The organism is Kitasatospora sp. NPDC004614, assembly GCF_042873675.1.
GTDB lineage: Bacteria > Actinomycetota > Actinomycetes > Streptomycetales > Streptomycetaceae > Kitasatospora.
On the sequence record NZ_JBIALR010000004.1, the window covers coordinates 62,046 to 83,967 of the forward strand.

25 protein-coding genes and 1 riboswitch are annotated in these 21,922 nt (G+C 71.9%); of the genes, 20 read left to right on the top strand and 5 right to left on the bottom strand.

The genetic code is table 11. The features are described 5' to 3' along the window. Window positions 1-76 precede the first annotated feature (76 nt). The 13 genes from mltG (ACFYST_RS12440) (at window position 77) to ACFYST_RS12500 (ending at window position 13,138) form a co-directional block, all read left to right on the top strand. Complete coding sequence (mltG, locus tag ACFYST_RS12440) at window positions 77-1,270, top strand: endolytic transglycosylase MltG (RefSeq protein ID WP_387642912.1); 1,194 nt, start codon at window positions 77-79, stop codon at window positions 1,268-1,270. 111 nt (window positions 1,271-1,381) lie between these two features. Beyond that, window positions 1,382-3,355, top strand: coding sequence for an endolytic transglycosylase MltG (mltG, locus tag ACFYST_RS12445; RefSeq protein ID WP_387861623.1), 1,974 nt, complete (start codon window positions 1,382-1,384; stop codon window positions 3,353-3,355). 96 nt (window positions 3,356-3,451) lie between these two features. Beyond that, the gene (locus tag ACFYST_RS12450; protein WP_387861624.1) at window positions 3,452-4,276 is read left to right on the top strand and encodes an ABC transporter ATP-binding protein; all 825 of its coding nucleotides are present in this window, start codon (window positions 3,452-3,454) and stop codon (window positions 4,274-4,276) included. Continuing rightward, entirely contained in the window at window positions 4,273-4,734 is a 462-nt protein-coding gene (locus ACFYST_RS12455; protein WP_387861626.1) for a GNAT family N-acetyltransferase, read from the top strand. Before ACFYST_RS12450 ends, ACFYST_RS12455 begins: the two co-directional genes overlap by 4 nt. Then, window positions 4,731-5,558 (top strand): shikimate dehydrogenase, encoded by an 828-nt coding sequence (locus ACFYST_RS12460; protein ID WP_387861627.1) that lies wholly within the window; start codon window positions 4,731-4,733, stop codon window positions 5,556-5,558. The genes ACFYST_RS12455 and ACFYST_RS12460 overlap by 4 nt, the downstream gene beginning before the upstream one ends. Before the next feature lie 279 nt (window positions 5,559-5,837). Next, window positions 5,838-7,022 (top strand): chorismate synthase, encoded by a 1,185-nt coding sequence (gene aroC / locus ACFYST_RS12465; protein WP_387642906.1) that lies wholly within the window; start codon window positions 5,838-5,840, stop codon window positions 7,020-7,022. After that, window positions 7,019-7,540: a shikimate kinase gene (locus ACFYST_RS12470; RefSeq protein WP_387861628.1), complete on the top strand. Its 522-nt coding sequence runs from the start codon at window positions 7,019-7,021 to the stop codon at window positions 7,538-7,540. Before aroC ends, ACFYST_RS12470 begins: the two co-directional genes overlap by 4 nt. Next, window positions 7,533-8,621, top strand: coding sequence for a 3-dehydroquinate synthase (aroB, locus tag ACFYST_RS12475; RefSeq protein WP_387642904.1), 1,089 nt, complete (start codon window positions 7,533-7,535; stop codon window positions 8,619-8,621). Before ACFYST_RS12470 ends, aroB begins: the two co-directional genes overlap by 8 nt. Beyond that, the gene (gene aroQ, locus ACFYST_RS12480) at window positions 8,618-9,064 is read left to right on the top strand and encodes a type II 3-dehydroquinate dehydratase (protein ID WP_387642903.1); all 447 of its coding nucleotides are present in this window, start codon (window positions 8,618-8,620) and stop codon (window positions 9,062-9,064) included. Before aroB ends, aroQ begins: the two co-directional genes overlap by 4 nt. A gap of 73 nt (window positions 9,065-9,137) precedes the next feature. After that, entirely contained in the window at window positions 9,138-9,983 is an 846-nt protein-coding gene (locus tag ACFYST_RS12485) for an AAA family ATPase (RefSeq protein WP_387861630.1), read from the top strand. Window positions 9,984-10,124: 141 nt separating this feature from the next. Continuing rightward, window positions 10,125-10,931: an Fpg/Nei family DNA glycosylase gene (locus tag ACFYST_RS12490; RefSeq protein ID WP_387861929.1), complete on the top strand. Its 807-nt coding sequence runs from the start codon at window positions 10,125-10,127 to the stop codon at window positions 10,929-10,931. Window positions 10,932-11,026: 95 nt separating this feature from the next. After that, on the top strand, window positions 11,027-11,719 hold the full coding sequence (locus tag ACFYST_RS12495; protein WP_387861632.1) for a DUF6445 family protein: 693 nt from the start codon (window positions 11,027-11,029) through the stop codon (window positions 11,717-11,719). A 79-nt stretch (window positions 11,720-11,798) separates the two neighbouring features. Next, window positions 11,799-11,995: riboswitch (cobalamin riboswitch) on the top strand. Between the two features lie 30 nt (window positions 11,996-12,025). Continuing rightward, complete coding sequence (locus tag ACFYST_RS12500; RefSeq protein WP_387861633.1) at window positions 12,026-13,138, top strand: HoxN/HupN/NixA family nickel/cobalt transporter; 1,113 nt, start codon at window positions 12,026-12,028, stop codon at window positions 13,136-13,138. Between the two features lie 22 nt (window positions 13,139-13,160). Here the strand turns inward: ACFYST_RS12500 and ACFYST_RS12505 are convergent, their stop codons facing one another. After that, complete coding sequence (locus ACFYST_RS12505) at window positions 13,161-13,928, bottom strand: EamA family transporter (protein ID WP_387861634.1); 768 nt, start codon at window positions 13,926-13,928, stop codon at window positions 13,161-13,163. Between ACFYST_RS12505 and ACFYST_RS12510 the strand changes: the two genes are divergently transcribed. Continuing rightward, window positions 13,927-14,430 (top strand): XRE family transcriptional regulator, encoded by a 504-nt coding sequence (locus tag ACFYST_RS12510; RefSeq protein ID WP_387861636.1) that lies wholly within the window; start codon window positions 13,927-13,929, stop codon window positions 14,428-14,430. The two genes, ACFYST_RS12505 and ACFYST_RS12510, sit on opposite strands and share 2 nt — an antisense overlap. 45 nt (window positions 14,431-14,475) lie before the next feature. Here ACFYST_RS12510 and ACFYST_RS12515 read toward each other — a convergent pair whose 3' ends face one another. After that, a complete protein-coding gene (locus tag ACFYST_RS12515; protein ID WP_387642897.1) occupies window positions 14,476-14,718 on the bottom strand; it encodes a type B 50S ribosomal protein L31 in 243 nt (80 codons plus the stop codon). Between the two features lie 57 nt (window positions 14,719-14,775). Next, window positions 14,776-14,940 carry a 50S ribosomal protein L33 gene (gene rpmG / locus ACFYST_RS12520; protein WP_387642896.1) on the bottom strand — a complete coding sequence of 55 codons (165 nt, stop codon included), beginning with the start codon at window positions 14,938-14,940 and terminating at the stop codon, window positions 14,776-14,778. A gap of 132 nt (window positions 14,941-15,072) precedes the next feature. Between rpmG and ACFYST_RS12525 the strand changes: the two genes are divergently transcribed. From ACFYST_RS12525 to ACFYST_RS12540, 4 genes are all read left to right on the top strand, one after another. Next, entirely contained in the window at window positions 15,073-16,179 is a 1,107-nt protein-coding gene (locus tag ACFYST_RS12525) for an aminopeptidase P family protein (RefSeq protein ID WP_387861637.1), read from the top strand. A gap of 69 nt (window positions 16,180-16,248) precedes the next feature. Continuing rightward, window positions 16,249-16,812, top strand: coding sequence for an elongation factor P (gene efp / locus ACFYST_RS12530; protein WP_387642894.1), 564 nt, complete (start codon window positions 16,249-16,251; stop codon window positions 16,810-16,812). A 2-nt stretch (window positions 16,813-16,814) separates the two neighbouring features. Then, window positions 16,815-17,252 carry a transcription antitermination factor NusB gene (gene nusB / locus ACFYST_RS12535; protein ID WP_387642893.1) on the top strand — a complete coding sequence of 146 codons (438 nt, stop codon included), beginning with the start codon at window positions 16,815-16,817 and terminating at the stop codon, window positions 17,250-17,252. A gap of 108 nt (window positions 17,253-17,360) precedes the next feature. Then, window positions 17,361-18,182 (top strand): thioesterase family protein, encoded by an 822-nt coding sequence (locus ACFYST_RS12540; RefSeq protein ID WP_387861638.1) that lies wholly within the window; start codon window positions 17,361-17,363, stop codon window positions 18,180-18,182. A gap of 22 nt (window positions 18,183-18,204) precedes the next feature. Here ACFYST_RS12540 and ACFYST_RS12545 read toward each other — a convergent pair whose 3' ends face one another. Continuing rightward, on the bottom strand, window positions 18,205-19,269 hold the full coding sequence (locus ACFYST_RS12545; RefSeq protein WP_387861640.1) for a 2,3-butanediol dehydrogenase: 1,065 nt from the start codon (window positions 19,267-19,269) through the stop codon (window positions 18,205-18,207). A 289-nt stretch (window positions 19,270-19,558) separates the two neighbouring features. Here ACFYST_RS12545 and ACFYST_RS12550 point away from each other — a divergent pair, with 289 nt between their 5' ends. Further along, the gene (locus ACFYST_RS12550) at window positions 19,559-20,443 is read left to right on the top strand and encodes a hypothetical protein (RefSeq protein ID WP_387642890.1); all 885 of its coding nucleotides are present in this window, start codon (window positions 19,559-19,561) and stop codon (window positions 20,441-20,443) included. Window positions 20,444-20,530: 87 nt separating this feature from the next. Here ACFYST_RS12550 and ACFYST_RS12555 read toward each other — a convergent pair whose 3' ends face one another. Further along, on the bottom strand, window positions 20,531-21,034 hold the full coding sequence (locus tag ACFYST_RS12555; protein ID WP_380488108.1) for a transcriptional regulator: 504 nt from the start codon (window positions 21,032-21,034) through the stop codon (window positions 20,531-20,533). A 273-nt stretch (window positions 21,035-21,307) separates the two neighbouring features. Between ACFYST_RS12555 and pyrR the strand changes: the two genes are divergently transcribed. Next, complete coding sequence (pyrR, locus tag ACFYST_RS12560; RefSeq protein WP_387861641.1) at window positions 21,308-21,919, top strand: bifunctional pyr operon transcriptional regulator/uracil phosphoribosyltransferase PyrR; 612 nt, start codon at window positions 21,308-21,310, stop codon at window positions 21,917-21,919. The last annotated feature ends 3 nt before the right edge of the window (window positions 21,920-21,922 follow it).

The window sequence follows — 21,922 nt, forward strand, 5'->3', positions numbered from 1 at the left end:
GGTTCCCGATCGGGGCCCGTGCGGACGCGCGTCCGCACGGGCCCCGATCGTTTGCCCGCCGCCGGGAGGCCCCACCGTGACCGACCCGTACACCGCCCCCGGACTGACCCCCGGTCACCTCGGCGCTCCCGTCCTCGAACCCGAGGGCGCCCCGCCCGGCCTGCCGTACGGCGTCGAGCCGCCGGACCCCGGCCGACTGCGCACCGGCGCCGCCTGCTGCCTCAGCGTGGCCGGCCTGCTCGGGGTGGCGACCGCCGGCGCCGTCGCGCTGTTCCTGGTCTGGCCCGAGGGCAAGAAACCCGCCCCCGACTTCGCCGGCGCCGGCACCGGACGGGTACAGGTGTCGGTGGCCCAGGGCGCCAGCGTCACCCAGATCGGCAAGACCCTGACGGCCAAACACGTCGTCGCCTCCACCAGGGCGTTCACCGAGGCCGCCGCCAAGAGTCCGGCCAGCAACCGGATCCAACCCGGCACCTACACCCTCAAGGAGAAGATGTCGGCCACCGCGGCACTCAACATGCTGCTCGACCCCGCCAACGCCAACGCCCTGACCATCCCCGAAGGCTGGCGCTCCACCCAGGTCTACGCCGCCATCGACTCCCGGCTCGGCCTGGCCGCCGGCACCACCAAGGCCACCGTCGAAGAGCACCTCGCCGAACTCGGGCTGCCCGCCGACGCGAGCGGTCACCCCGAGGGCTACCTGTTCCCGGCGACCTACCCCGTCACCGGCGACACCACGGCACTCAGCCTGCTCCAGGAAATGGTGAAGGAAGCCGACACCGAGCTCGGCGGCGGCGCGATCGCCGACGCCGCCGCCGCGAACAACATCTCCCCCTACGGCGTGCTCGCCGTCGCCAGCCTCGCCCAGGCCGAGGCCGACAACCCCGAGGACATGGCCAAGGTCGCCCGGGTCGTCTACAACCGGCTGGCGAAGAACATGCCGCTGCAGCTCGACTCCACCATCAACTACGCGCTCGGCCGCTCCACCCTCACCACCACCGTGGCCGACACCAGGCTCGACTCCCCGTTCAACACCTACGCCCACCCCGGCCTGCCACCCACCCCCATCGGCAACCCCGGCCGGGACGCGCTGCGCGCCGCGATCCACCCCGCCGACGGTGACTGGCTGTACTTCGTGACCGTCCAACCCGGCGACACCCGCTTCACCGACAGCTCCGACCAACAACGGAAGAACGTCGACGAGTTCAACGCACACCGTGCACAGAACCCGTCCCCGACCGACTCCGCCCCCGCACCTTCCGTCCCCTGATCAACAGGGAGCGACGCCCGTTGGCTACGCTGCGGTACGGTAACGTCTCCCAGCACGGGCGTTTACTAGCGCGCCCGTTCGACGGACACCCTGGACGCGGTAAGGGGATCAATGACTGATCAGAGCGGGCGCTACGGTGCCCAGGGCGACCAGGCGTGGTTCCCCGGAGAACAGCAGCAGCCCCCGCAGTACGGTCAGCAGGACCTCGGGCAGCAGTACCCGCAGGGGTACCTCGAGCAGCAGGGTGTGCCGCAACAAGGCGTGCCGCAGCAGGGGTTCCCGCAGCAGCAGATGCAGCAGGTACCGCAGCAGCAGGCGCCGATGGGTGGCCAGGGCTATTCGCAGCAGCAGGGCTTCGTCCAGCAGCAGCCGCAGGGGTATCCGCAGCAGGTCATGCCCCAGCAGGGGATGGCGCAGGGCGGTCAGCAGCAGTTCGTGCAGCAGCAGTTCGGCCAGGAGCAGGGCTTCGTGCCCGGGCAGGCGATGCCGCAGCAGGGCGTTCCGCAGCAGCAGATGCCGCAGCAGGGTGTGCCTCAGCAGCAGATGCAGATGGGCGGTCAGGGCTACCCGCAGCAGCGCGGTGGCACCCAGGGCGGTCAGCAGCAGTTCGTCCAGCAGGGCATGCAGCAGCCGATACAGCAGGGCATGCCCCAGCAGGGCGTGCAGCAGCAGGGCTTGCAGCAGCAGGTCGTTCAGCAGCCGGGCATGTCCCAGCAGGGCATGGCGCAGCCGGTGCAGGCCCAGGGCGCTCAGCCGCAGGCCCGGCGGGCCGAGCCGGCCGGGGGGCCCGGTCCGGACGGCATCGACTGGGAGGCGGAGGCCGCGGCGCTCGACAACCCGGGGGCGCCTGCTGTGGCCGAGCCGGACGCGTTCGACGAGCGTGCGGGCGAGCCCGAGCAGTGGGCCGAGGACGAGTACGCCGAGGAGGAGAGGGGCGGTTCGTTCCTCTCCGAGCAGGACAACTCCCGCGAGGCCGAGCGCAAGCGCAAGGAGAAGGGCAAGAAGTCGGGCCGCCGCAACAGCGGCGCCTGCCTGGTGGTCGCCCTGGTGCTGCTCGGTGCGACGGGCGGCGCCGGCTGGTGGGGCTACGGCATGTACCAGGATCGGTTCGGCCCGCCGCCGGACTTCTCGGGTGACGGCAGCGGCTCGGTCAACATCACCGTCGCTTCCGGCGCGGGTGGCGACGCGATCGGCAAGACCCTGAAGGACGCCGGCGTGGTCAAGAGCATCAAGGCCTTCAGCGTCGCGTACCAGAAGGACCCCAAGGGGCGAGGCATCCAGCCCGGCGTCTACACGATGAAGCACCAGATGTCCGGCGCCGCAGCGTTCAAGGTGCTGCTGGAGTCGAACGGCGGCAACGCGCTGATCATCCCCGAGGGTCTGAAGTCCGTAGACATCTACGCCAAGATCGACGAGAAGCTGAAGCTCGACAAGGGCACCACCGGCAAGATCGCCAAGGACCAGGCCGGCAGCCTGGGCCTGCCCGCGTACGCCAACAACAACCCGGAGGGCTTCCTCTGGCCGGCCCGCTACTCGGTCGCCGACGGCATGAAGCCCGAGGAACTGCTGAAGCAGATGGTGACGAACGCCGTTCAGAAGTACGACGAGCTCAAGCTGGACGAGGCGGCGCAGAAGATCGGCCTGAGGAACGCGTACGAGGTGGTGACCGAGGCCAGCATCCTGCAGGCCGAGGGCAACAACTCGGAGGACTTCGGCAAGATGGCCCGTGCCATCTCCAACCGGCTGACCACCAACGTCACCCAGCACAAGCTGGCGGTGGACACCACCCTCCAGTACTCGCTGGGCCGCACCAAGCTGGAAGACAAGGAAATCAACGACGGCTCGAACAAGTACAACTCGTACATCAACCCCGGCCTGCCGCCGACCCCGATCGGCAACCCCGGCAAGGAGGCGCTCGACGCCGTCCTCAACCCGACGCCGGGCGACTGGGTGTTCTGGCTGGCCGTCTCGCCGCAGGAGACCAAGTTCGCGGCGACCGGCGCGGAGCACGCCAAGAACACCGAGGCGTGGTGCATCGGCAAGGGCATGAAGTACGACTCCAAGACTGTCACCTGCAAGTCCTGACGGTGCTCCACGGCCTGACCGCAGAGCAGCGCCGGCCGGTCCGGCTGGCGATACGGCTTTGCGGTCGGGCGGGGGCGGGCCGGTAGCGTGAGGCGCATGGAGACGCCGCAGAACCAGGAACACCCGGCCGGAGCGCCGTTGCTGGAAGCCGCTCATGTGGATGTGGTCCGCGACGGGCGGTACCTGCTGAAGGACGTGTCGCTGACCGTCCGGGCCGGGGAGCACTGGGCGGTGCTCGGGGCGAACGGGGCGGGGAAGAGCACGTTGCTTTCGCTGCTGGGCGCGGTGCAGCATCCGACGGCGGGCAGTGTGAAGGTGCTCGGGCGGCAGTTGGGCCGGGTCGATGTGCGGGAGTTGCGGGCGCATCTCGGGCATGTCAATCCGCGGCATCCGTTGCGTTCGCCGTTGACGGTGCGTCAGGTGGTGTTGACCGGGGTCACCCAGTCGATCGAGCCGGATCCGTTCCGCAAGCCGACGGCCGAACAGCTCGACCACGCCGAGGAGTTGATCCACACACTGGGCGTCGAGCACCGGGCCGACAGTGCCTGGACGACGCTCTCGCAGGGCGAGCGCGGGCGGGTGCTGATCGCCCGCGCGCTGATGCCCGCGCCCCGGCTGCTGCTGCTCGACGAGCCCGCGACCGGGCTCGATCTGACGGCGCGTGAGCAGTTGCTGGAGAGCCTGGACGAGCTGCGCCGCCGCTTTCCCGAGGTGGCCTCGGTGCTGGTCACCCACCACCTGGAGGAGCTGCCGGAGACCACCAGCCACGCGCTGCTGCTGCGCGACGGAGTGGTCACCGCTGCGGGCCCGGCCGCGGAGGTGCTCACCACCGAGCTGGTCTCCGACTGCTTCGGACACCCGATCCGGATCGGGCACAGCGAGGGCCGCTGGACCGCCCGCACCCGCCGGGGCGCCGTGTGACCGAATGGGCGCTGCGCCCCGCGACGGACGAAGACCTGGAGGCGCTGGTCGAGCTGCGGGCGGTGGCGATGCGTCCCGACCTGGAACGGCTCGGCCGTTTTGACGAGCACCGGGTCCGGCAGCGGATGCGTGACGGGTACCGGCCCGCGCACACCTCGGTGCTGGAGGTGCCCGGGTTTCCGCCGCCGGCGGGCTGCCTGACGCTCCGCCCGGACGGGGAGCGGCCCGGCACGCTGGTGCTGGAGCACTTCTACCTCGACCCGGCGCTGCACGGCCGCGGCCTCGGCACCGCCGTGCTGCGCTCCGTGCTGGATACGGTTGACGGTCTGGCCGTTCGGCTGACCGTGCTGCAGGGCAGCCCTGCCCGGCGGCTGTACGAGCGGCACGGTTTCGGGTTCGCGTCCGAGGACCCGATCGACGTCCACCTGTACCGAACTCCCCGAAGGATCGTGTCGTGACCAACCCGCACCGGGCCGCCGTGCTCGGCTCGCCGATTGCCCACTCGCTCTCGCCCGTCCTGCACCGGGCCGGTTATGCCGCGCTCGGCCTGGACGAGTGGCGCTACGACCGGTACGAGGTCGACGAGGCCGGGCTGGAGGCGTTCGTCATCGGGCTGGACGCCAACTGGGCCGGGCTGTCGCTGACCATGCCGCTGAAGCGGGCGATCCTGCCGCTGCTGGACACCGTCAGCGACACCGCGCGGGCCGTGGACGCCGTCAACACCGTGGTGTTCGGGCCGGACGGGCGGCGGCACGGTGACAACACGGACGTTCCCGGGCTGGTCAACGCGCTGCGCGAGCGGGGCGTCGAACGGGTGGAATCGGCGGCAGTGCTGGGCGCCGGGGCCACCGCCTCGTCCGCGCTGGCGGCGCTCGGGCAGATTTGCGACGGCGACGTCACCGTGTATGTGCGCAGTGCCGAACGGGCCGCCGAGATGCGGGAGTTGGGGGAGAAGCTCGGGGTGGCGGTGCGCACCGCCGACTGGGCGGACTCGGTGCAGGCGCTGGCCGGGCCGCTGACGGTCTCCACCACGCCGGTCGGGGCCACCGACGGCTTCGCCGCGCAGCTGACCGGTACTCCCGGGGTGCTGTTCGACGTGCTGTACCACCCGTGGCCGACCGCGCTGGCCGCGGCCTGCCAGGAGCGGGGCGGCACGGTGCTCGGCGGGCTGGACCTGCTGGTGCACCAGGCGGTGCTCCAGTTCGAGCGGTTCACGGGCGTCGAGCAGGGCCCGCTGGCGGCGATGCGCGCGGCGGGCGAGGCGGCCCTGGCGGCGTCCTGAGCGGTTGCGGTCGGGTCCGCGCTCGCGGGCGGCCAGGCGCGGTGGTGAGACGGCGGCGGTGTCCGGAGGCCATGTCGGGTGCCCTGAGCTGCGGCTTCGCCCGCCGGGCCGGGCGGCGTCGGCGGACGTTCACTGTCCGCCACGCGGACCGTGCCCCCGGCGGCCGCCCGGACGTGAAAGGATCGGTGCTTGCCCCGCCGCGCTCCGCGGCCGGGCAGCACGAGACGCCGGACCGGCCGCCGTTCGCGGCGAGCGGGCCGCTGACGAAGGAGCTTTTCGGTGGGTAGCTTGCGCTGGCTGACGGCGGGGGAGTCGCACGGCCCCGCTCTGGTCGCGACGCTGGAGGGCCTGCCGGCCGGAGTGCCGGTCACCACCGCCATGGTGGCCGACGCGCTGGCCCGCCGGCGGCTCGGTTATGGTCGCGGCGCGCGGATGAAGTTCGAGCAGGACGAGGTGACGTTCCTCGGCGGTGTCCGGCACGGCGAGACCATGGGATCGCCGGTGGCGATCATGGTCGGCAACACCGAGTGGCCGAAGTGGGAGCAGGTCATGTCGGCCGACCCGGTCGACCCCGAGGTGCTCGCGGGCCTGGCCCGCAACGAGCCGCTGACCCGCCCCCGCCCGGGCCACGCCGACCTGGCCGGCATGCAGAAGTACTCGATCGACGAGGCCCGGCCGATCCTGGAGCGCGCCAGCGCCCGGGAGACCGCCGCCCGGGTCGCGCTCGGCGTGGTCGCCCGCTCCTACCTGAAGGAGACCTGCGGCATCGAGATCGTCAGCCACGTGGTCGAGCTGGCCGCCGCCAAGGCCCCGGCCGGGGTGCTGCCGCTGCCCGCCGACGAGGCCCGGCTGGACGAGGACCCGGTGCGCTGCCTGGACGCCGACGCGTCGAAGGCGATGGTCGCCGAGATCGACCAGGCTCACAAGGACGGCGACACCCTGGGCGGCGTCGTCGAGGTGCTGGCGTACGGCGTGCCGGTCGGCCTCGGCTCGCACGTGCACTGGGACCGCCGCCTGGACGCCCGGCTGGCCGCCGCGCTGATGGGCATCCAGGCGATCAAGGGCGTCGAGGTCGGCGACGGCTTCGAACTGGCCCGGATCCCCGGCTCCCAGGCGCACGACGAGATCCTGCCGACCCCCGAGGGCGTCAAGCGCGCCACCGGCCGCTCCGGCGGCACCGAGGGCGGACTGTCCACCGGCGAGCTGCTGCGCGTCCGGGCCGCGATGAAGCCGATCGCGACCGTCCCGCGCGCCCTGCAGACGCTGGACGTGCGCACCGGCGAGCCCGCGAAGGCGCACCACCAGCGCTCCGACGTGTGCGCCGTGCCGGCCGCCGGCATCGTCGCCGAGGCGATGGTGGCGCTGGTGCTGGCCGACGCGGTGGCGGAGAAGTTCGGTGGCGACAACGTCTCCGAGACCCGTCGCAACGTGCAGTCGTACCTCGACAACCTGATCGTCCGATGAGCGCCCCGGTAGTTGTGCTGGTCGGCCCGCCCGGCAGTGGCAAGTCCACCGTCGGGCGGGTCCTCGCGGAGCGCCTCGGCCTGCCGTTCCGCGACACCGACGAGGACATCGAGCGGACGGCCGGCAAGCCCATCCCGGAGATCTTCGTCGACGAGGGCGAGCCGCACTTCCGGCAGCTGGAGCGCGAAGCCGTCGAGGCAGCCTGTGCGGACTTTGCAGGCGTGCTCGCGCTCGGCGGGGGCGCCGTGATGGCCCCTTCCACGCGCGAAGTGCTCGCCCCGCTGCCCGTGGTGTTCCTGGAGGTCGCGCTGGGCGACGCGGTCAAGCGGGTCGGCCTGGACGCCCCCCGCCCGCTGCTCGCGGTCAACCCCCGGGCCCGCTGGCGCGAACTGATGGAGGCCCGCCGCCCGCTGTACCTGGAGGTCGCCACCGCCGTGGTCGACACCGAGGGCCGCACGCCCGAGCAGGCCGCCGACGCCGTACTTGAAGCACTGGAGCTGAAGAACCCTCATGAGTGACATCGTTCGGATTGCCGTTGCTGGTAGTGACGGCCACGCCCCGTACGAGGTGCTGATCGGGCACCAGCTGCTCGGCGAACTCGCCCCGCTGATCGGCCCGAAGGCCAAGCGGGTGGCGATCATCCACCCGGAGGCGCTGGAGGCCACCGGCGAGGCGATCCGCGAGGACCTGGTCGACCAGGGCTACGAGGCGATCGTCCTGCAGGTCCCGAACGCCGAGGACGCCAAGAGCGTCGAGGTCGCCGCGTACTGCTGGTCGGTGCTCGGCCAGACCGGCTTCACCCGCAGCGACGTCATCATCGGCCTGGGCGGCGGCTCGACCACCGACCTGGCGGGCTTCGTCGCCGCCACCTGGCTGCGCGGGGTGCGCTGGATCTCGGTGCCCACCACGCTGCTCGGCATGGTGGACGCCGCGGTCGGCGGCAAGACCGGCATCAACATCGCCGAAGGCAAGAACATGGTCGGCGCCTTCCACCCGCCCGCGGGCGTGCTGGCCGACCTCGGCACCCTGGAGACCCTCGGCAAGCACGACTACGTCTCCGGCCTCGCCGAGGTGATCAAGGCCGGCTTCATCGCCGACCCGGTGATCCTCGACCTGATCGAGCAGGACCCCGCGGCCGCCACCACCCCCGCCGGCCCGCACACCCTGGAACTCATCCGGCGGGCCATCCAGGTCAAGGCCGACGTGGTCTCCGGCGACCTCAAGGAATCCGGCCGCCGTGAGATCCTCAACTACGGCCACACCCTCGGCCACGCCATCGAACGCAACGAGCGCTACAAGTGGCGGCACGGCGCGGCGATCTCCATCGGCATGGTCTTCGCCGCCGAACTCGGCCGCCTGGCCGGGCGGTTGGACGACGCCACCGCCGACCGGCACCGCACCGTACTGGCCTCGGTCGGCCTGCCGCTCAGCTACCGGGCGGATGCCTGGCCGAAGCTGCTGGACGCCATGAAGATCGACAAGAAGTCGCGTGGCGACCTGCTGCGCTTCATCGTCCTCGACGGCCTCGCCAAGACCTCCGTCCTCGAAGGCCCCGACCCGTCGCTGCTGGTCGCCGCGTACGCGGAGGTCTCCGGATGACCGCCGTCCCGGTGCTCGTCCTGAACGGCCCCAACCTGGGCCGGCTGGGCTCCCGAGAGCCCGACGTGTACGGTTCCACGTCGTACGCGGGGCTCGTTGCGCGCTGTGCTGCCCTGGGCGCGGAGCTCGGGCTCTCGGTCGAGGTCCGGGAGACCAACTCCGAGGCCGAGATGGTCGGTTGGCTGCACGAAGCGGCGGACGCCAAGACCCCCGTGGTGATCAACCCCGGCGCGTTCACCCACTACTCGTACGCGATGCGGGACGCCGCCGCACAGCGCACCGCCCCGCTCATCGAGGTGCACATCTCCAACCCGTACACCCGCGAGACCTTCCGGCACACCTCGGTCATCGCCGCGGTCGCCTCCGGCACCATCGCGGGCTTCGGTCTCGGCTCGTACGAACTCGCCCTGCGGGCACTCGCCGAACAGTTGACCACCCGCTGAGCACCGCGCGGCCCGGTGGCGGACTTGTGCCCGCCACCGGGCCGACGTGTACATTCGGCGCAGGGAGGTGACGGTGAGCCAGTACGCGCAGAGCCACCATCCGGGGGGCCAGGTGCCGCCCCGCCCGGGGACGCCCCCGTATCCGACGGCCCCTCAACAGCCGTACCCCGCACCGGTACTGCCCGCCACCACCCAGGCCATACCCACCCTCGGGCCGATCGCCACCCGCCCTGACCGGCCGACCGTCCCGCTCAAGGCCGTCGCGCCCGTCGTCCCCGGCGGCACCGGGCACTTCCTGCTCCCCAGCGGCGGCACCGTCCAACTCCCTGCCGCGCCACCGCCGATGCCCGCACCGGCCGCCCCGCTGCCCGTCGGACCGATCGCCGTCCTGCTGATCGGCGCGGCCGGCGCCGGCAAGACCACCGTCGCCCGCTACTGGGCCGAACGCCGTCCCACCCCCACCGCGCACATCAGCCTCGACGACGTCCGCGAGTGGGTCCAGGCCGGGTTCGCCAACCCGCAGTCCGGCTGGAACACCGCCTCCGAGGCCCAGTACCGCCTCGCCCGGCGCACCTGCGGCTTCGCCTGCCGCAACTACCTCGCCAACGGCATCTCCTGCATCATCGACGACGCCGTCTTCCCCGACCGCCCCGCGATCGGCCTCGGCGGCTGGAAGCGCCACATCGGCCCCGGCATGATCCCCGTCGTCCTCCTCCCCGGCCTCGACCGCGTCCTCGCCCGCAACGCCGAACGCTCCGGCAACCGCCGCCTCTCCGACGACGAAGTGGCCCGCATCCACGGCCGCATGGCCGGCTGGCGCACCTCCGGCCTCCCCATCATCGACAACTCCAACCTCACCGTCCCCGAGACGGCCGCCGCGCTCGACCAGGCGATCCTCTCCCGCCTCCACCAACGCTGACCCCCTGCGGGGAGCTCCCTCCACCCGCGCCGCGCAACCCGACCCGCGACGAGCGCTGCGCGCAGGCCGGCTCTGCCGGGGTGTCGGTGGGGGCGGGGAGAATGGGGGTGTTGGACGGGAACGAATGTGGAGGTGGCGCGGGTGCCCGAGGGGCATGTGGTGCATCGGTTGGCCGGGTTGAACGGGGAGCTGTTCGGGGGGCGGGCGGTGCGGGTTTCGTCGCCGCAGGGGCGCTTCGCGGAGGGGGCGGGGCTGCTGGACGGGCGGGTGTTGGAGGTTGCGGAGGCGCACGGGAAGCATCTGTTCCTGGGGTTCGGCGACGACTGGCTGCATGTGCATCTCGGGTTGTACGGGAAGTACGAGTTCGGGGTGGGGGAGGCCCCGGAGCCGGTGGGGCAGGTGCGGTTGCGGATGGAGAACGGGAGTGGGTACGCGGATCTGCGGGGGCCGACGGCGTGCGAGGTGCTGACGCCGGGGGAGAAGGCGGCGGTGCATCGCAGGCTGGGGCCGGATCCGTTGCGGCCGGGGGAGGTGGGGGATGCGGCGTGGCAGCGGATCTCGCGGAGCGGGACGACGGTGGCCGCGTTGCTGATGGATCAGAAGGTGCTGGCGGGTGTCGGCAACGTGTATCGCGCGGAGGTGCTGTTCCGGTTGGGGATCAGTCCGCACCGGGCGGGGCGGGATCTGAGCCGGGCCGAGTGGGACGCGATCTGGGCGGATCTGGTGGCGCTGATGCATGACGGTGTCGCGGCGGGGCGGATCGACACCGTGCGGCCGGAGCACACGCCGGAGGCGATGGGGCGTCCGCCGCGGGTGGACGACCACGGTGGTGAGGTGTACGTGTACCGGCGGCAGGATCAGCCGTGTCTGGTGTGTGAAACCCCGGTGCGGACCGAGGAGTTGGCGGCCCGGAACCTGTTCTGGTGCCCGCGCTGCCAGCAGGCATGACGGGTCGTCATCACGGAGGGTAGTGGGGAAGCCTTGACGGAAGGTTGACCGGCCCTTGGGCGAGGGGTTCGGGGCGCGCTCCTATTGTCGGGTCCATGCCCGTGCAACCGTTCCAGGGCCCGCGCCCGACTCCGGCCCTTCCGGTCCTCCCGTACCGCAAGCCCACCAAGGGGCGTGACTACTGGGTGCTGGACGATGTCCTGCCGGATCCGGATGCGGTGCGGGCCCGGCATCTGGCGCGTACCGACTGGGACGAGGGGTATCCGCACAGGCCGGAGCCCTGGCCGGGGTTGCGGGCGATGCCCGGGCTGGAGCCGGAGGAGTTGGCGCACGTCGAGAAGCTGGTGCGGGAGACCGTGCAGGCGCCGCGGATCTGGGCGTTGAGCGAGGCCGAGGGCGGCACGTTCAACCACAACTGCGTGCAGGTGGTGGGGGAGGGGGAGTGCGAGCCGCGGCCGCACACCGATTCGCGGTCGCTGTGCCGGTACGCCGCCGTGCTGTACCTCAACCCGAACGTGCCGAAGCGGTGCGGGACGAGCTTCTACCGACAGAGCCTGCCGGGGGGCCGGCTCGGCGGGAACACCGTGGTCGCCCCGCACAACAATCTGGTGGACGCGCTCGGCACCCGTTTCGTCCCGCCGGACTCGTTCACCGAGGATCTGGCCGTTCCGCACCGCTACAACCGGCTGCTGCTGTACACCGCCAACCTGATGCACACCGCGACCGAGTACTACGGCTCCACCCTGGACGAGAAGCGGATGACCTGCGTGTTCTTCTGGATGGCGTGACGCGCCGTCAGCCGCCGGGCGGGCGTGATCTTCGACACCTGCGCGGTGTGACGCTCTTGCCGCCGCGTGGTGGCCGGATCTACGGTGGGCGGGCCGTGGTGTTCGGGAAGCCGGTGCACTGTGCTCGTCACAGGAGTCCGGAGCGGCCCTCGCCACTGTGATCGGGGAGTCGTCGGCTCCCACCTCGTGCCACTGGCCGCTCGCGGCCGGGAAGGCCGGGCGCCGACGCCGAACACCCCGTCAGCCAGGAGACCGGCCACGGCATCTCACGAAGTGATCCACGAGGTGCTGGAGCGTGATGCGCGGATGACCGCGTCCAATTCGACCGTGCCCGGAAACGTCCCGGGCTCCCCTCTTCCTGCTTTCCGCTGGCGGCGCGAGGACACCTTGCGCACCGCCGGCCTGATGGCGGTGATCCTGGCCCTGCACGTGGCGGCGTTCGGGACGCTGCTGTTCCTGGTGGTGCCGGAGAAGTACCAGGTGGGTACCCAGGTGTTCGGCGTGGGCCTGGGCATCACGGCCTACACGCTGGGCATGCGGCACGCCTTCGACGCCGACCACATCGCGGTGATCGACAACACCACCCGCAAGCTGATGGCGGACGGCCGCCGGCCGGTCTCGGTGGGCTTCTGGTTCGCGCTCGGGCACTCCTCGATGGTGGTGCTGATGGCTGCGCTGGTGGCCGGCGGGGCGGCGCTGGCGGGCACCCTGATGGACGAGGGTTCGACGACCCATCAGGTGCTGGGCACCATCGGCACCACCGCGTCGGGGGCGTTCCTGTACCTGATCGCGGCGCTCAACCTGGTGGCGCTGCTGGGCATCCTGCGGGTGTTCCGGGCGATGCGGGCCGGTGAGTACGACGAGGCCGAGCTGGAGAAGCACCTGGACTCGCGGGGCTTCCTGGCCCGGATCCTGGGCCGGGCGACCCGTTCGATCACCCGGCCCGGGCAGATGTTCCCGGTGGGCATGGTGCTGGGCCTGGGCTTCGACACCGCGACCGAGGTGACCCTGATGGTGATGGCGGGTTCGGGTGCGGCGTCCGGCCTGCCCTGGTACGCGATCGTCTGCCTGCCGCTGCTGTTCGCGGCCGGGATGAGCCTGTTCGACACGCTGGACGGCACGTTCATGAACTTCGCCTACCAGTGGGCGTTCTCCAACCCGGTCCGCAAGGTGTACTACAACCTGACCATTACGGGGCTGTCGATCGCGGTGGCCTTCGTGATCGGCACCATCGAGCTGGTCGCGGTGCTGCACGACAAGTTCGGCCTGGACGATCCGGTGTCCGGCTGGATCGCCGGACTCGGTCTGGAAAACGTCGGCTTCGTGATCGTCGGCCTGTTCGTGGTGGTCTGGGCGGCGGCGATCGGCTACTGGCGGATCGCCCGGCGGTCCAAGGCCTTCGCGGGGGCAGGGGCCTGAGAACGCGCGGCCTGACGGGAAGTCAACCTGCGGCCAGGATCAGCGTTCCGGCGACGGCCAGTCCGGCGCCGACCACCTGGACCCGCAGCAGCCGTTCCTTGAGCAGGCCGCGCGCCATCAGCGCCGTCACCACGGGGTAGAGCGAGGCCAGCACCGCCGCCACCGCGACCGAGCCCAGGTGGGTGGCGGCGGCGTACAGGCCGTTCGCGGCCACGTCGGCGACGCCGACGGCGGTCAGTGAGGGCAACGAACGGGCCGCGCCGCGCAGTTCGACCGGCTCCCGGCGGGCGGCGGCGGCCAGCATGCCGATGCCGACCACCGCGTTGGTCAGTCGTTGCACGCACAGCGTCAGCAGCAGTCCGCCGCCGGCGCTGCCATGCGCGATCAGGGCGAGCACCGCGCCGAACGCGAACGCGGCGGAGAGGGTGAGGACGAGGACCCGGCGGCTCACAGCCGGTCCGCCGCGCTGCGGGCCGCCGGCCAGCGCGACCCCGGCGATCGCCACCAGGATCCCCAACCCCTGGACGGCGCCCGGCCGTTCGCCGAGGAACAGGCCGACGCCGATCGGCACCAGCACGCCGACGGTGGCCAGCGGTGAGACCACGCCCATCGGCCCGAGCGCCAGTGCCTTGTAGAAGGCGAGCAGCGCGACCGGCCCGATCACGCCGGCCGCGACGGCGTACCAGAGCGCGGGGCCCGCGTCGGCCCAGCCGCCGGTGGCGGTGACGGCCAGGACGAGGACCAGGGCGGCGGCGGTCTGCGAGAGGACCACGACGCCGAGCGCGAACATGGACGCCCTCGCGGCCCGCTCCGGCGTCAGCCGCGGCATGGTGGTCCAGATCGAGCAGGCCCGCACCAACCCCAGTGTCGGCACCGTGGTCCGGCTCGCCGACGCCCTCGGCGTCTCGATCGCCCGGCTGCTCGACTACGACGAGACCTCGGTGGTGCGGATCATCCCCGCCGAGGACGCCGTGCGGCTGTGGAGCGGCCCGGACGGCGGCAGTGGCGTCCTGCTGAACGGCATCGAGGCCCCCGGCCCGCTGGAGCTGTGGACCTGGCACCTGCGCCCCGGCGAGACCCACGCCTCGGACCCGCACCCGGCCGGCACCGTCGAGATCGCCCGGATCGACGAGGGCGAACTCACCCTCGTCCTCGACGGCCGCGCCCACCGCATCCCGGCCGGCTCCACCGCCTCCTACGAGGCCGGAACCGCCCACAGCTACCGCAACGAGGGCACCGGCGACTGCCGGCTCACCCTGGTGGTCTCCGTGCCCCCGCCGGCCGGCAAGTGAGCGAAGGGCCCCGGGAAGCTCCCGGGGCCCTTCGCCGCACGTCTGTCAGAGGCCGTACCTGCGCCGGTACAGCTCCACCCGGCCCGCGGTGTCCAGCAGGCGGGCCTTGCCGGTGTAGAACGGGTGGCTCGCGGAGGACGTCTCGACGTCCACCACCGGGTACGCCCGCCCGTCCGTCCACTCGACCGTCCGGCCGCTGGTGGCCGTGGATCGGGTCAGGAACGACAGGCCGCCCGTCTTGTCCCGGAACACCACCGGACGGTACTCGGGGTGCACTCCCTGCTTCATCTGCTCCTCCTTCGCCAAGCCTTCAACAGCCTTCGAACGCCCTCAACTGCCCTGTGGTCAGCGGGTTTCGCGGAACTCCACGTGCCGCCCGGCCACCGGGTCGAACTTCCGCAGGACGATCCGGTCGGGGTTGTTCCGCCGGTTCTTGCGGGTCACGTAGCTGAAGCCCGTGCCCGCCGCCGACCGGAGCGTGATCACCGGTCGCAGCTCGCTGCGCGCCATCTCGAACCTCCACTCTCGGCAACGATTGCCGTTTTCATGTGGCCACAACACGCCCCTGCCCCGCCGCATTCCCGCCCCGATCGGGCCCGTTCCGACGGGCGGCCCCCGGGCCCCGTTCGTAGGCTCGGAGACATGTCCGACGCGCACGCCGCCCGACGCGAACGCCTCCGCGAGTACTGCAGCGCCTCCGGAGCCGACGCCGCGCTGATCACGCGCGCCGCCAACGTCCGCTACCTCACCGGCTGCCCGCCGTGCGGCGCCGCGCTGCTGCTCACCCGCGAACGCGCGGTGCTGGCGCTGCCGCAGGACGTGCCGCCCGAGGAGTCGGTGGAGCGCGAGGTGGACGAGGAGGTCACCCGGCTGGCGGCGCCCGCCGAGACGGACGCCGCGGTGGCCGCCGCCGAGGCCGCCGCCCGGCTGCGGGTGCGGGACCTCGCCGTCGAGGAGCACGACCTGACGGTCGCCCGGCACCGCGCCGTCGCCCGGCAGGCCGAGCCGGCCCGGCTGCTCGACCTGGACCGGGCGGTGGAGCGGCTGCGGGTGGTCAAGGACGAGCACGAGCTCGCCGACCTGCGGATCGCCGCCGAGATCGCCGACCAGGCGCTCGGCGAGCTGCTCGAATCGATCCTGGTCGGCCGCACCGAACGCCACCTGGCGATGGAGCTGGAACGCCGGATGATCGACCACGGCGCCGACCGGGCCGCCTTCCCGGTCTCCGTCGGCACCGGCAGCCACTCCGGCTTGGAGCGCCACCAGCCCACCGACCGCCGGGTCGAGGAGGGCGACTTCCTCACCGTCGCGCTGGGCGCGCAGTACCGCGGCTACGGCATCTCCACCGCCCGCACCTTCGTGATCGGGGCCGCCCCCGCCGCCTGGCAGGTCGAGCTGCACCGCCTGGTGTTCCGCGCTCAGCGGGCCGGCCGGGAGGCGCTCGGGCCGGGCGTCGAGCAGCACGTCCCGGACGACGCGGCCCGCTCGATCCTGCAGGCCGCGGGCCACGCCGAGCACGCCGTCCACCCGCTCGGGCACGGCATCGGCCTGGAGATCAGGGAGGCGCCGCGCCTCGGGCCCGCCGACATGGGTAAACTGGACAATCGCGTGCCGGTCACCGTCGGTCCAGGAGTGCATCTCCCGGGCCGGGGCGGCGTCCGGATCGAGGACACGCTCGTGGTGCGGCCTCCCGAGGAGGGCGGGCCCGAGCTGCTCACCATCACCACCAAGGAGCTCCTCGCGCTGTAGCCCAACGGGCTCCGGCGGCGCACTGCTTGGTGTTCTTTGACAGCGGACATATCAGGAGTAAGTGCGCCCGTGGCTTCCACGAATGATCTCAAGAACGGCATGGTCCTCAAGCTGGACGGCGGCAAGCTCTGGTCCGTCGTCGAGTTCCAGCACGTCAAGCCCGGCAAGGGCCCGGCCTTCGTTCGCACCAAGCTGAAGGAGGTCCTCTCCGGCAAGGTCGTCGAGAAGACCTTCAACGCGGGCGTCAAGGTCGAGACCGCCAATGTCGACAAGCGGACGATGCAGTACTCGTACCGCGACGGCGAGACCTTCATCTTCATGGACATGGACACCTACGACCAGGTCCCGGTCGACGCCGCCACCGTCGGCGACGCCGCCAAGTACCTGCTCGAGGGCTTCGAGGCCCTGGTCGCGCAGAACGAGGGCGTCCCGCTGTACATCGAGCTCCCCGCCGCGGTCGAGCTGGTCATCTCCGAGACCGAGCCGGGCCTGCAGGGCGACCGCTCCACCGGTGGCACCAAGCCCGCCACCCTGGAGACCGGTGCCGAGATCCAGGTGCCGCTGTTCGTCACCACCGGCGAGAAGGTCAAGGTCGACACCCGCGACGGCAGCTACCTCGGCCGGGTCAAGTAATCGTGGCCTCTGCTCGCACCAAGGCCCGCACCCGGGCCTTTCAGATCCTGTTCGAGGCGGACCACCGCGGCGTGGCCCCCGAGCGGGTGCTCGCCGACTGGGTCGCGCGCTCGCGCGACCCCCGTCCGGACGAGGGCATTCCGCAGGTCGCGGAGTACACCATGCAGCTGGTCGAGGGCTACTCGCAGCACGCGCGCACCATCGACGACCTGATCTCCACCTACGCGGTGGGCTGGACGCTCGACCGGATGCCGATCGCGGACCGCAACGTGCTCCGGCTCGGTGCGTACGAGCTGATCTGGGAAGACGGCACCCCCGACGCGGTCGTCCTGGACGAGGCCGTCGAGATTGCCAAGGAGTACTCCACGGACGAGTCGCCGGCCTTCGTGAACGGCCTGCTCGCCCGCTTCCTGGAGCTCAAGCCGACCATTCGTCGCTGAGCTCGCACTGCCTGTTCGAAGGCCGTCGGACCTGTTGGTCCGGCGGCCTTCGCGCGTAAGCTACCGGCAAGTAATGTGTTTTGGCGTCTGCGCAGAAGGGCCTCAGCCATGCCGGAGACCACCAGCGAGTTCGACCGGGGCATCGCGCTCACCCCGCACCCGGACGAACCCGGCCGCTATGACGGCGAACTCGGCGACGGCTGGCAGATCGGCGGCGGCGTCAACGGCGGACTGCTGCTCGCCTTCGCCGCACACGCCCTCGCCCTGGAGGCCGGGCCCGGCCACCCGCACCCGCTGACCGTCAGCGGCACCTACGTCTCGCCGTCCCGCCCCGGGCCGGCCACCGTCCGCACCGAGATCATGCGCCGCGGCCGCACCCTGGCCACCGGCAGCGCGATCCTCTCCCAGGACGGCGAGGAGCGGCTGCGGGTCACCGCCGCGTTCACCGACCTCGGCGCGCTCGACGACGAGGTCGCCACCACCGCGCTGCCGCCCGTGCTGCCCGCCCCCGATCAGTGCGTCGGCATCGAGCTCGCGCCCAAGGAACTCATCGCCCAGGCCGCCCTGTTGGAGCGCCTCGACCTGCGCCTGGACCCGGCCACCGTCGGCTGGGCGCTCGGCCAGCCGTCCAAGGAGGGGCGCATCCAGGGCTGGTTCCGGCTCGCCGACGGCCGCCCCGCCGACCCGCTCTCGCTGCTGCTCACCGCCGACGCGCTGCCCCCCGTCACTTTCGACCTGGGCCGCCCCGGCTGGGCCCCCACCATCGAACTGACCGTCCACCTGCGCGCCCTGCCCGCCGACGGCTGGCTGCGGGTCTCGCACGCCACCCGCAACCTGGCCGGCGGCTACTTCGAGGAGGACTGCGAGATCTGGGACGAGGACGGCCGGCTGGTCGCCCAGTCCCGCCAGCTCGCCAAGACCCCGCGCTGACCGGGGGCCGGCTCGGGGCAGGTCAGCGGCGCGGGTCGACCAGGATCTTGACGGCCGTCTCGTTGTGGTGGATGAGGGTCTCGAAGCCTTCGGTGACGAGGTGGTCCAGCCCGATCGTCTTGGTGATGAACGGCGCCAGGTCGATCCGTCCCTCCTGCACCAGCTTGATGGTCTGCGGGTGGGAGTTGACGTAGGCGATGGTGCCGCGCAGATCGACCTCCTTGAGGACGAGCTTCTGCATGTCGAGCGACGCCGGCTTGCCCCAGATCGAGATGACGGTGATCACCCCGCCCGGCTTGATCGCGTCGAACAGCGTGTCGAGGACGGCGTTGACGGACGTCGCCTCGAACGCGACGTCCGCGCCCCGGCCGGCGGTGAGGCGGCGGACCTCCTCGACGACGTCGGTGGCGGCCGGGTCGATGACGTGGTCGGCGGCCTTGGAATCCAGCGCCTTCTGCCGCCGCAGCGAGCTGAGTTCGGAGACCGCGACCTCGACGCCCATCGCCTTGAGCACCGCGCAGGTGAGCAGCCCGATCGGTCCGGCGCCGCCGACCAGGGCGAAGTCGCCGGCCTTCGCGCCCGAGCGCTGGAACGCGTGGTACCCGACCGACAGCGGCTCGATCAGGGCCGCCTGGTCGAGCGGGAGGTCGCCGACGGGGTGCACCCACCGGCGTTCGACGACGATCTTCTCGGCGAGTCCGCCACCGCGCCCCGCGAGGCCGATGAAGTTCATGTCGGGCGACAGGTGGTAGACCGGGTTGTTCTCGCCGGTGTCGACGTCGGGGCGCAGGATGTAGGGCTCGACGACCACGCGGTCGCCCGGTTTCAGGTCGTCGACGCCCTCGCCCACCGCGTACACGACGCCGGACATCTCATGGCCGAGCGTCACGGGGGCGCTCTCGCCCGAGATCGGGTGCGGGTGGCCGGCGGGCGGGACGAAGATCGGTCCGTCGAGGTATTCGTGCAGGTCGGTGCCGCAGATCCCGCAGTAGGCGACGTCGATGCCCACCGTGCCCGGCCGGACGGCGGGCTCCGCGATGTCCTCGATCCGGATGTCGCCGCAGTCGTAGTAGCGTGCAGCCTTCACTTGAAACCGCTCCTTCGGCTGGTTTCGGCTCACTGCGGCGGTCTCGCGCCCGGCCGTGAGCCGGGGCCTGCCGCAGCGCGGCCCCATGCGGTCAATAGTCAAAACCTTGCGCCATCGGGCCCGGATCGGCCTCCTGGGCCGCCCCGCGCCCCGGCGGTCCCATCTCGGCGGGGCGCGCGCCGGACTTGACGGTCAGTTGCAGAGTTGTGACAGCCCGTGTGTGTGGGACGGGTGTGGGCGGGGAGAAGTCGGTCAGCAGTTGCTCGACCGAGATCCCCGGGAGCCACCGATGTCCAGGAACAGCCGTCGGCCGCGCCGTTGCGGTGCCGAGTCCTCGCGCCGCAGCGACGAGGCGTTCGTCACCGGGATCCTGACCGACGAGGCCGACTTCGCCCGGGCGCGGGAGTGGCAGCTCACCGACGCGCCGGACTACGAGACCTACCTGCGCGAGACCGCCGACCTGCTGGCCGAGGCCGTGGAGTGCTACGGGACGGTCCGGGCCCGGATGTTCCACCCCGCGGACTTCGCGGACTACTGCCTGCTGCACGGCGTCGACCCGGGCGAGCAGGCCGCCCGGGACGGTTACCTGGTCAACCCGCCGCTGCAGACCCAGCTGGTCACCTACCGCGGCGAGGAGCTCGCCGACTTCGTGCCCCGGCTGGTCCGGGCCCGCGAGGGCGGTCTGACGCTGCGGCACGCGGACCTGGTGATGGACGGCGCGCTGTGCGCCGCCGTGGGGGTACCTCCCAGCCCCCTGGGCTGGGGGAAGGCGGCCGCCGATCCGCGGGCGCGCTGGACGTACCAGCAAGCGTCCGAGGTGTTCCGCCGGGTGATGGTCGGCGCCGGCTGCGGGGCGTACGAGTTCCGGGTCGCGGTGGACGCCCCCGGCGGGGCGCTGGAGGCGCACGCCCGGGTGCTGCACTGGGAGGACGGCGCCGTCCGGATCAACGACGAGGACCTCGACCTGATCACGGCGGTGCTCTGCGCGGGCCTGTACGGCGAACTGCCCGGCGCCGCGGTGCTGCACGGGACGCAGGGCTCCGGCTCGCTGTGCGGCGAGTACCGGCAGGTCGCCTGGGCCTGGCGCAGCACCGGCTTCGACTGGACGCCGGCGGAGGTGGCGATGCACGGTGTCCCGGCCGGTCCGGGCTTCAGCCTGGGCACCGTGGTCTGAGCGTGCGACAGCGGGGCGGGCGGCCGGAGAACCGGCCACCCGCCCCGCTGTGACGTTTCTTCAGTGCGAACGCTCAGGGAGCGGAGATCAGCTCGCGTCGTCCTCGCGGACGGCGCGCCGCGCGTCCGGGTTCAGCACGCCCCAGCTGATCAGCTGCTCGGTGAGGATCGAGGGGGACTGGTCGTAGATGACCGCGAGGGTGCGCAGGTCGTCCTGGCGGATCGAGAGGATCTTGCCGTTGTAGTCGCCGCGCTGCGACTGGATGGTCGCGGCGTAGCGCTGCAGCGGGCCGGCCTTCTCGGACGGGACCTGAGTCAGCCGCTCGAGGTCGAGCACCAGACGCGGCGGCGGCTCGGCCGCGCCGCCCGGGGTGCCGCCGGGCAGCAGCTCCTGCACCGGGACGCCGTAGAAATCGGCCAGCTCGGCGAGGCGCTGCACCGTCACGGCACGGTCGCCGCGCTCGTAGGAGCCGACCACGACGGCCTTCCAGCGGCCCGTGGACTTCTCCTCCACACCGTGCAGGGAGAGATTCTGCTGAGTGCGGATCGCCCGGAGCTTGGCCCCGAGCTGCTTTGCATAGTCGCTGGACATGGATCTCCCCGGACGAGATTGCTTCGCGTGCGCTGAATGGGACGCTGAATGGGAGCCACGAGGCCCGCAGTGGAGCACGTTCGTAACTCACTGTGAGGTTACGTAGAGTGAGGGTGGCGCGTCAAGCCGAATGGGGCACTCGTGCGAACGCGTGCCGAACGGGCCGAGATCAGCGCACTGCTACGATGAGCAAGGTTCTGGCTGCGGCCGGAAACCCTTCCCGACATCCTTTAAGACCCGTCCAGTGAGGCGGGGAAGGAGGTCCGCTTCGGCATGACCACACCCAGTTCTGCTCCCCGCGCCCCGCACCAGGTGCTGGACGCCACCGACGTCGCCCGGGTCGTCACCCGGATCGCCCACGAGATCGTGGAACGCGCCAAGGGCGCCGAGGACGTCGTGCTCCTCGGCATCCACACCCGCGGCGTCCACCTGGCCCGCCGGCTGCGCGCCAAGCTCACCCAGATCACCGGCCGGGAGATCCCGTTCGGCACGCTGGACATCACCATGTACCGGGACGACCTGCGGCTGAAGCCCGCCCGGGCCCTGGAACACACCGAGATCCCCGCCGACGGCATCGACGGCAAGCTGGTGATCCTGGTCGACGACGTGCTGTTCTCCGGCCGCACCATCCGGGCCGCCCTCGACGCGCTCGGCGACATCGGCCGCCCGCGCGCCGTGCAGCTGGCCGTCATGGTCGACCGCGGACACCGCGAACTCCCGATCCGCGCCGACTACGTGGGCAAGAACCTGCCCACCTCGCTGCGCGAGGCCGTGCAGGTCCAGCTCTCCGAGACCGACGGCCGCGACGCCGTCCTGCTCGGCGACCGCGACTACGCCGCCCGCAGTTCCCAGGCTCTTGCCGCCGATCCCCAGCTCCCGGAGTAAAAC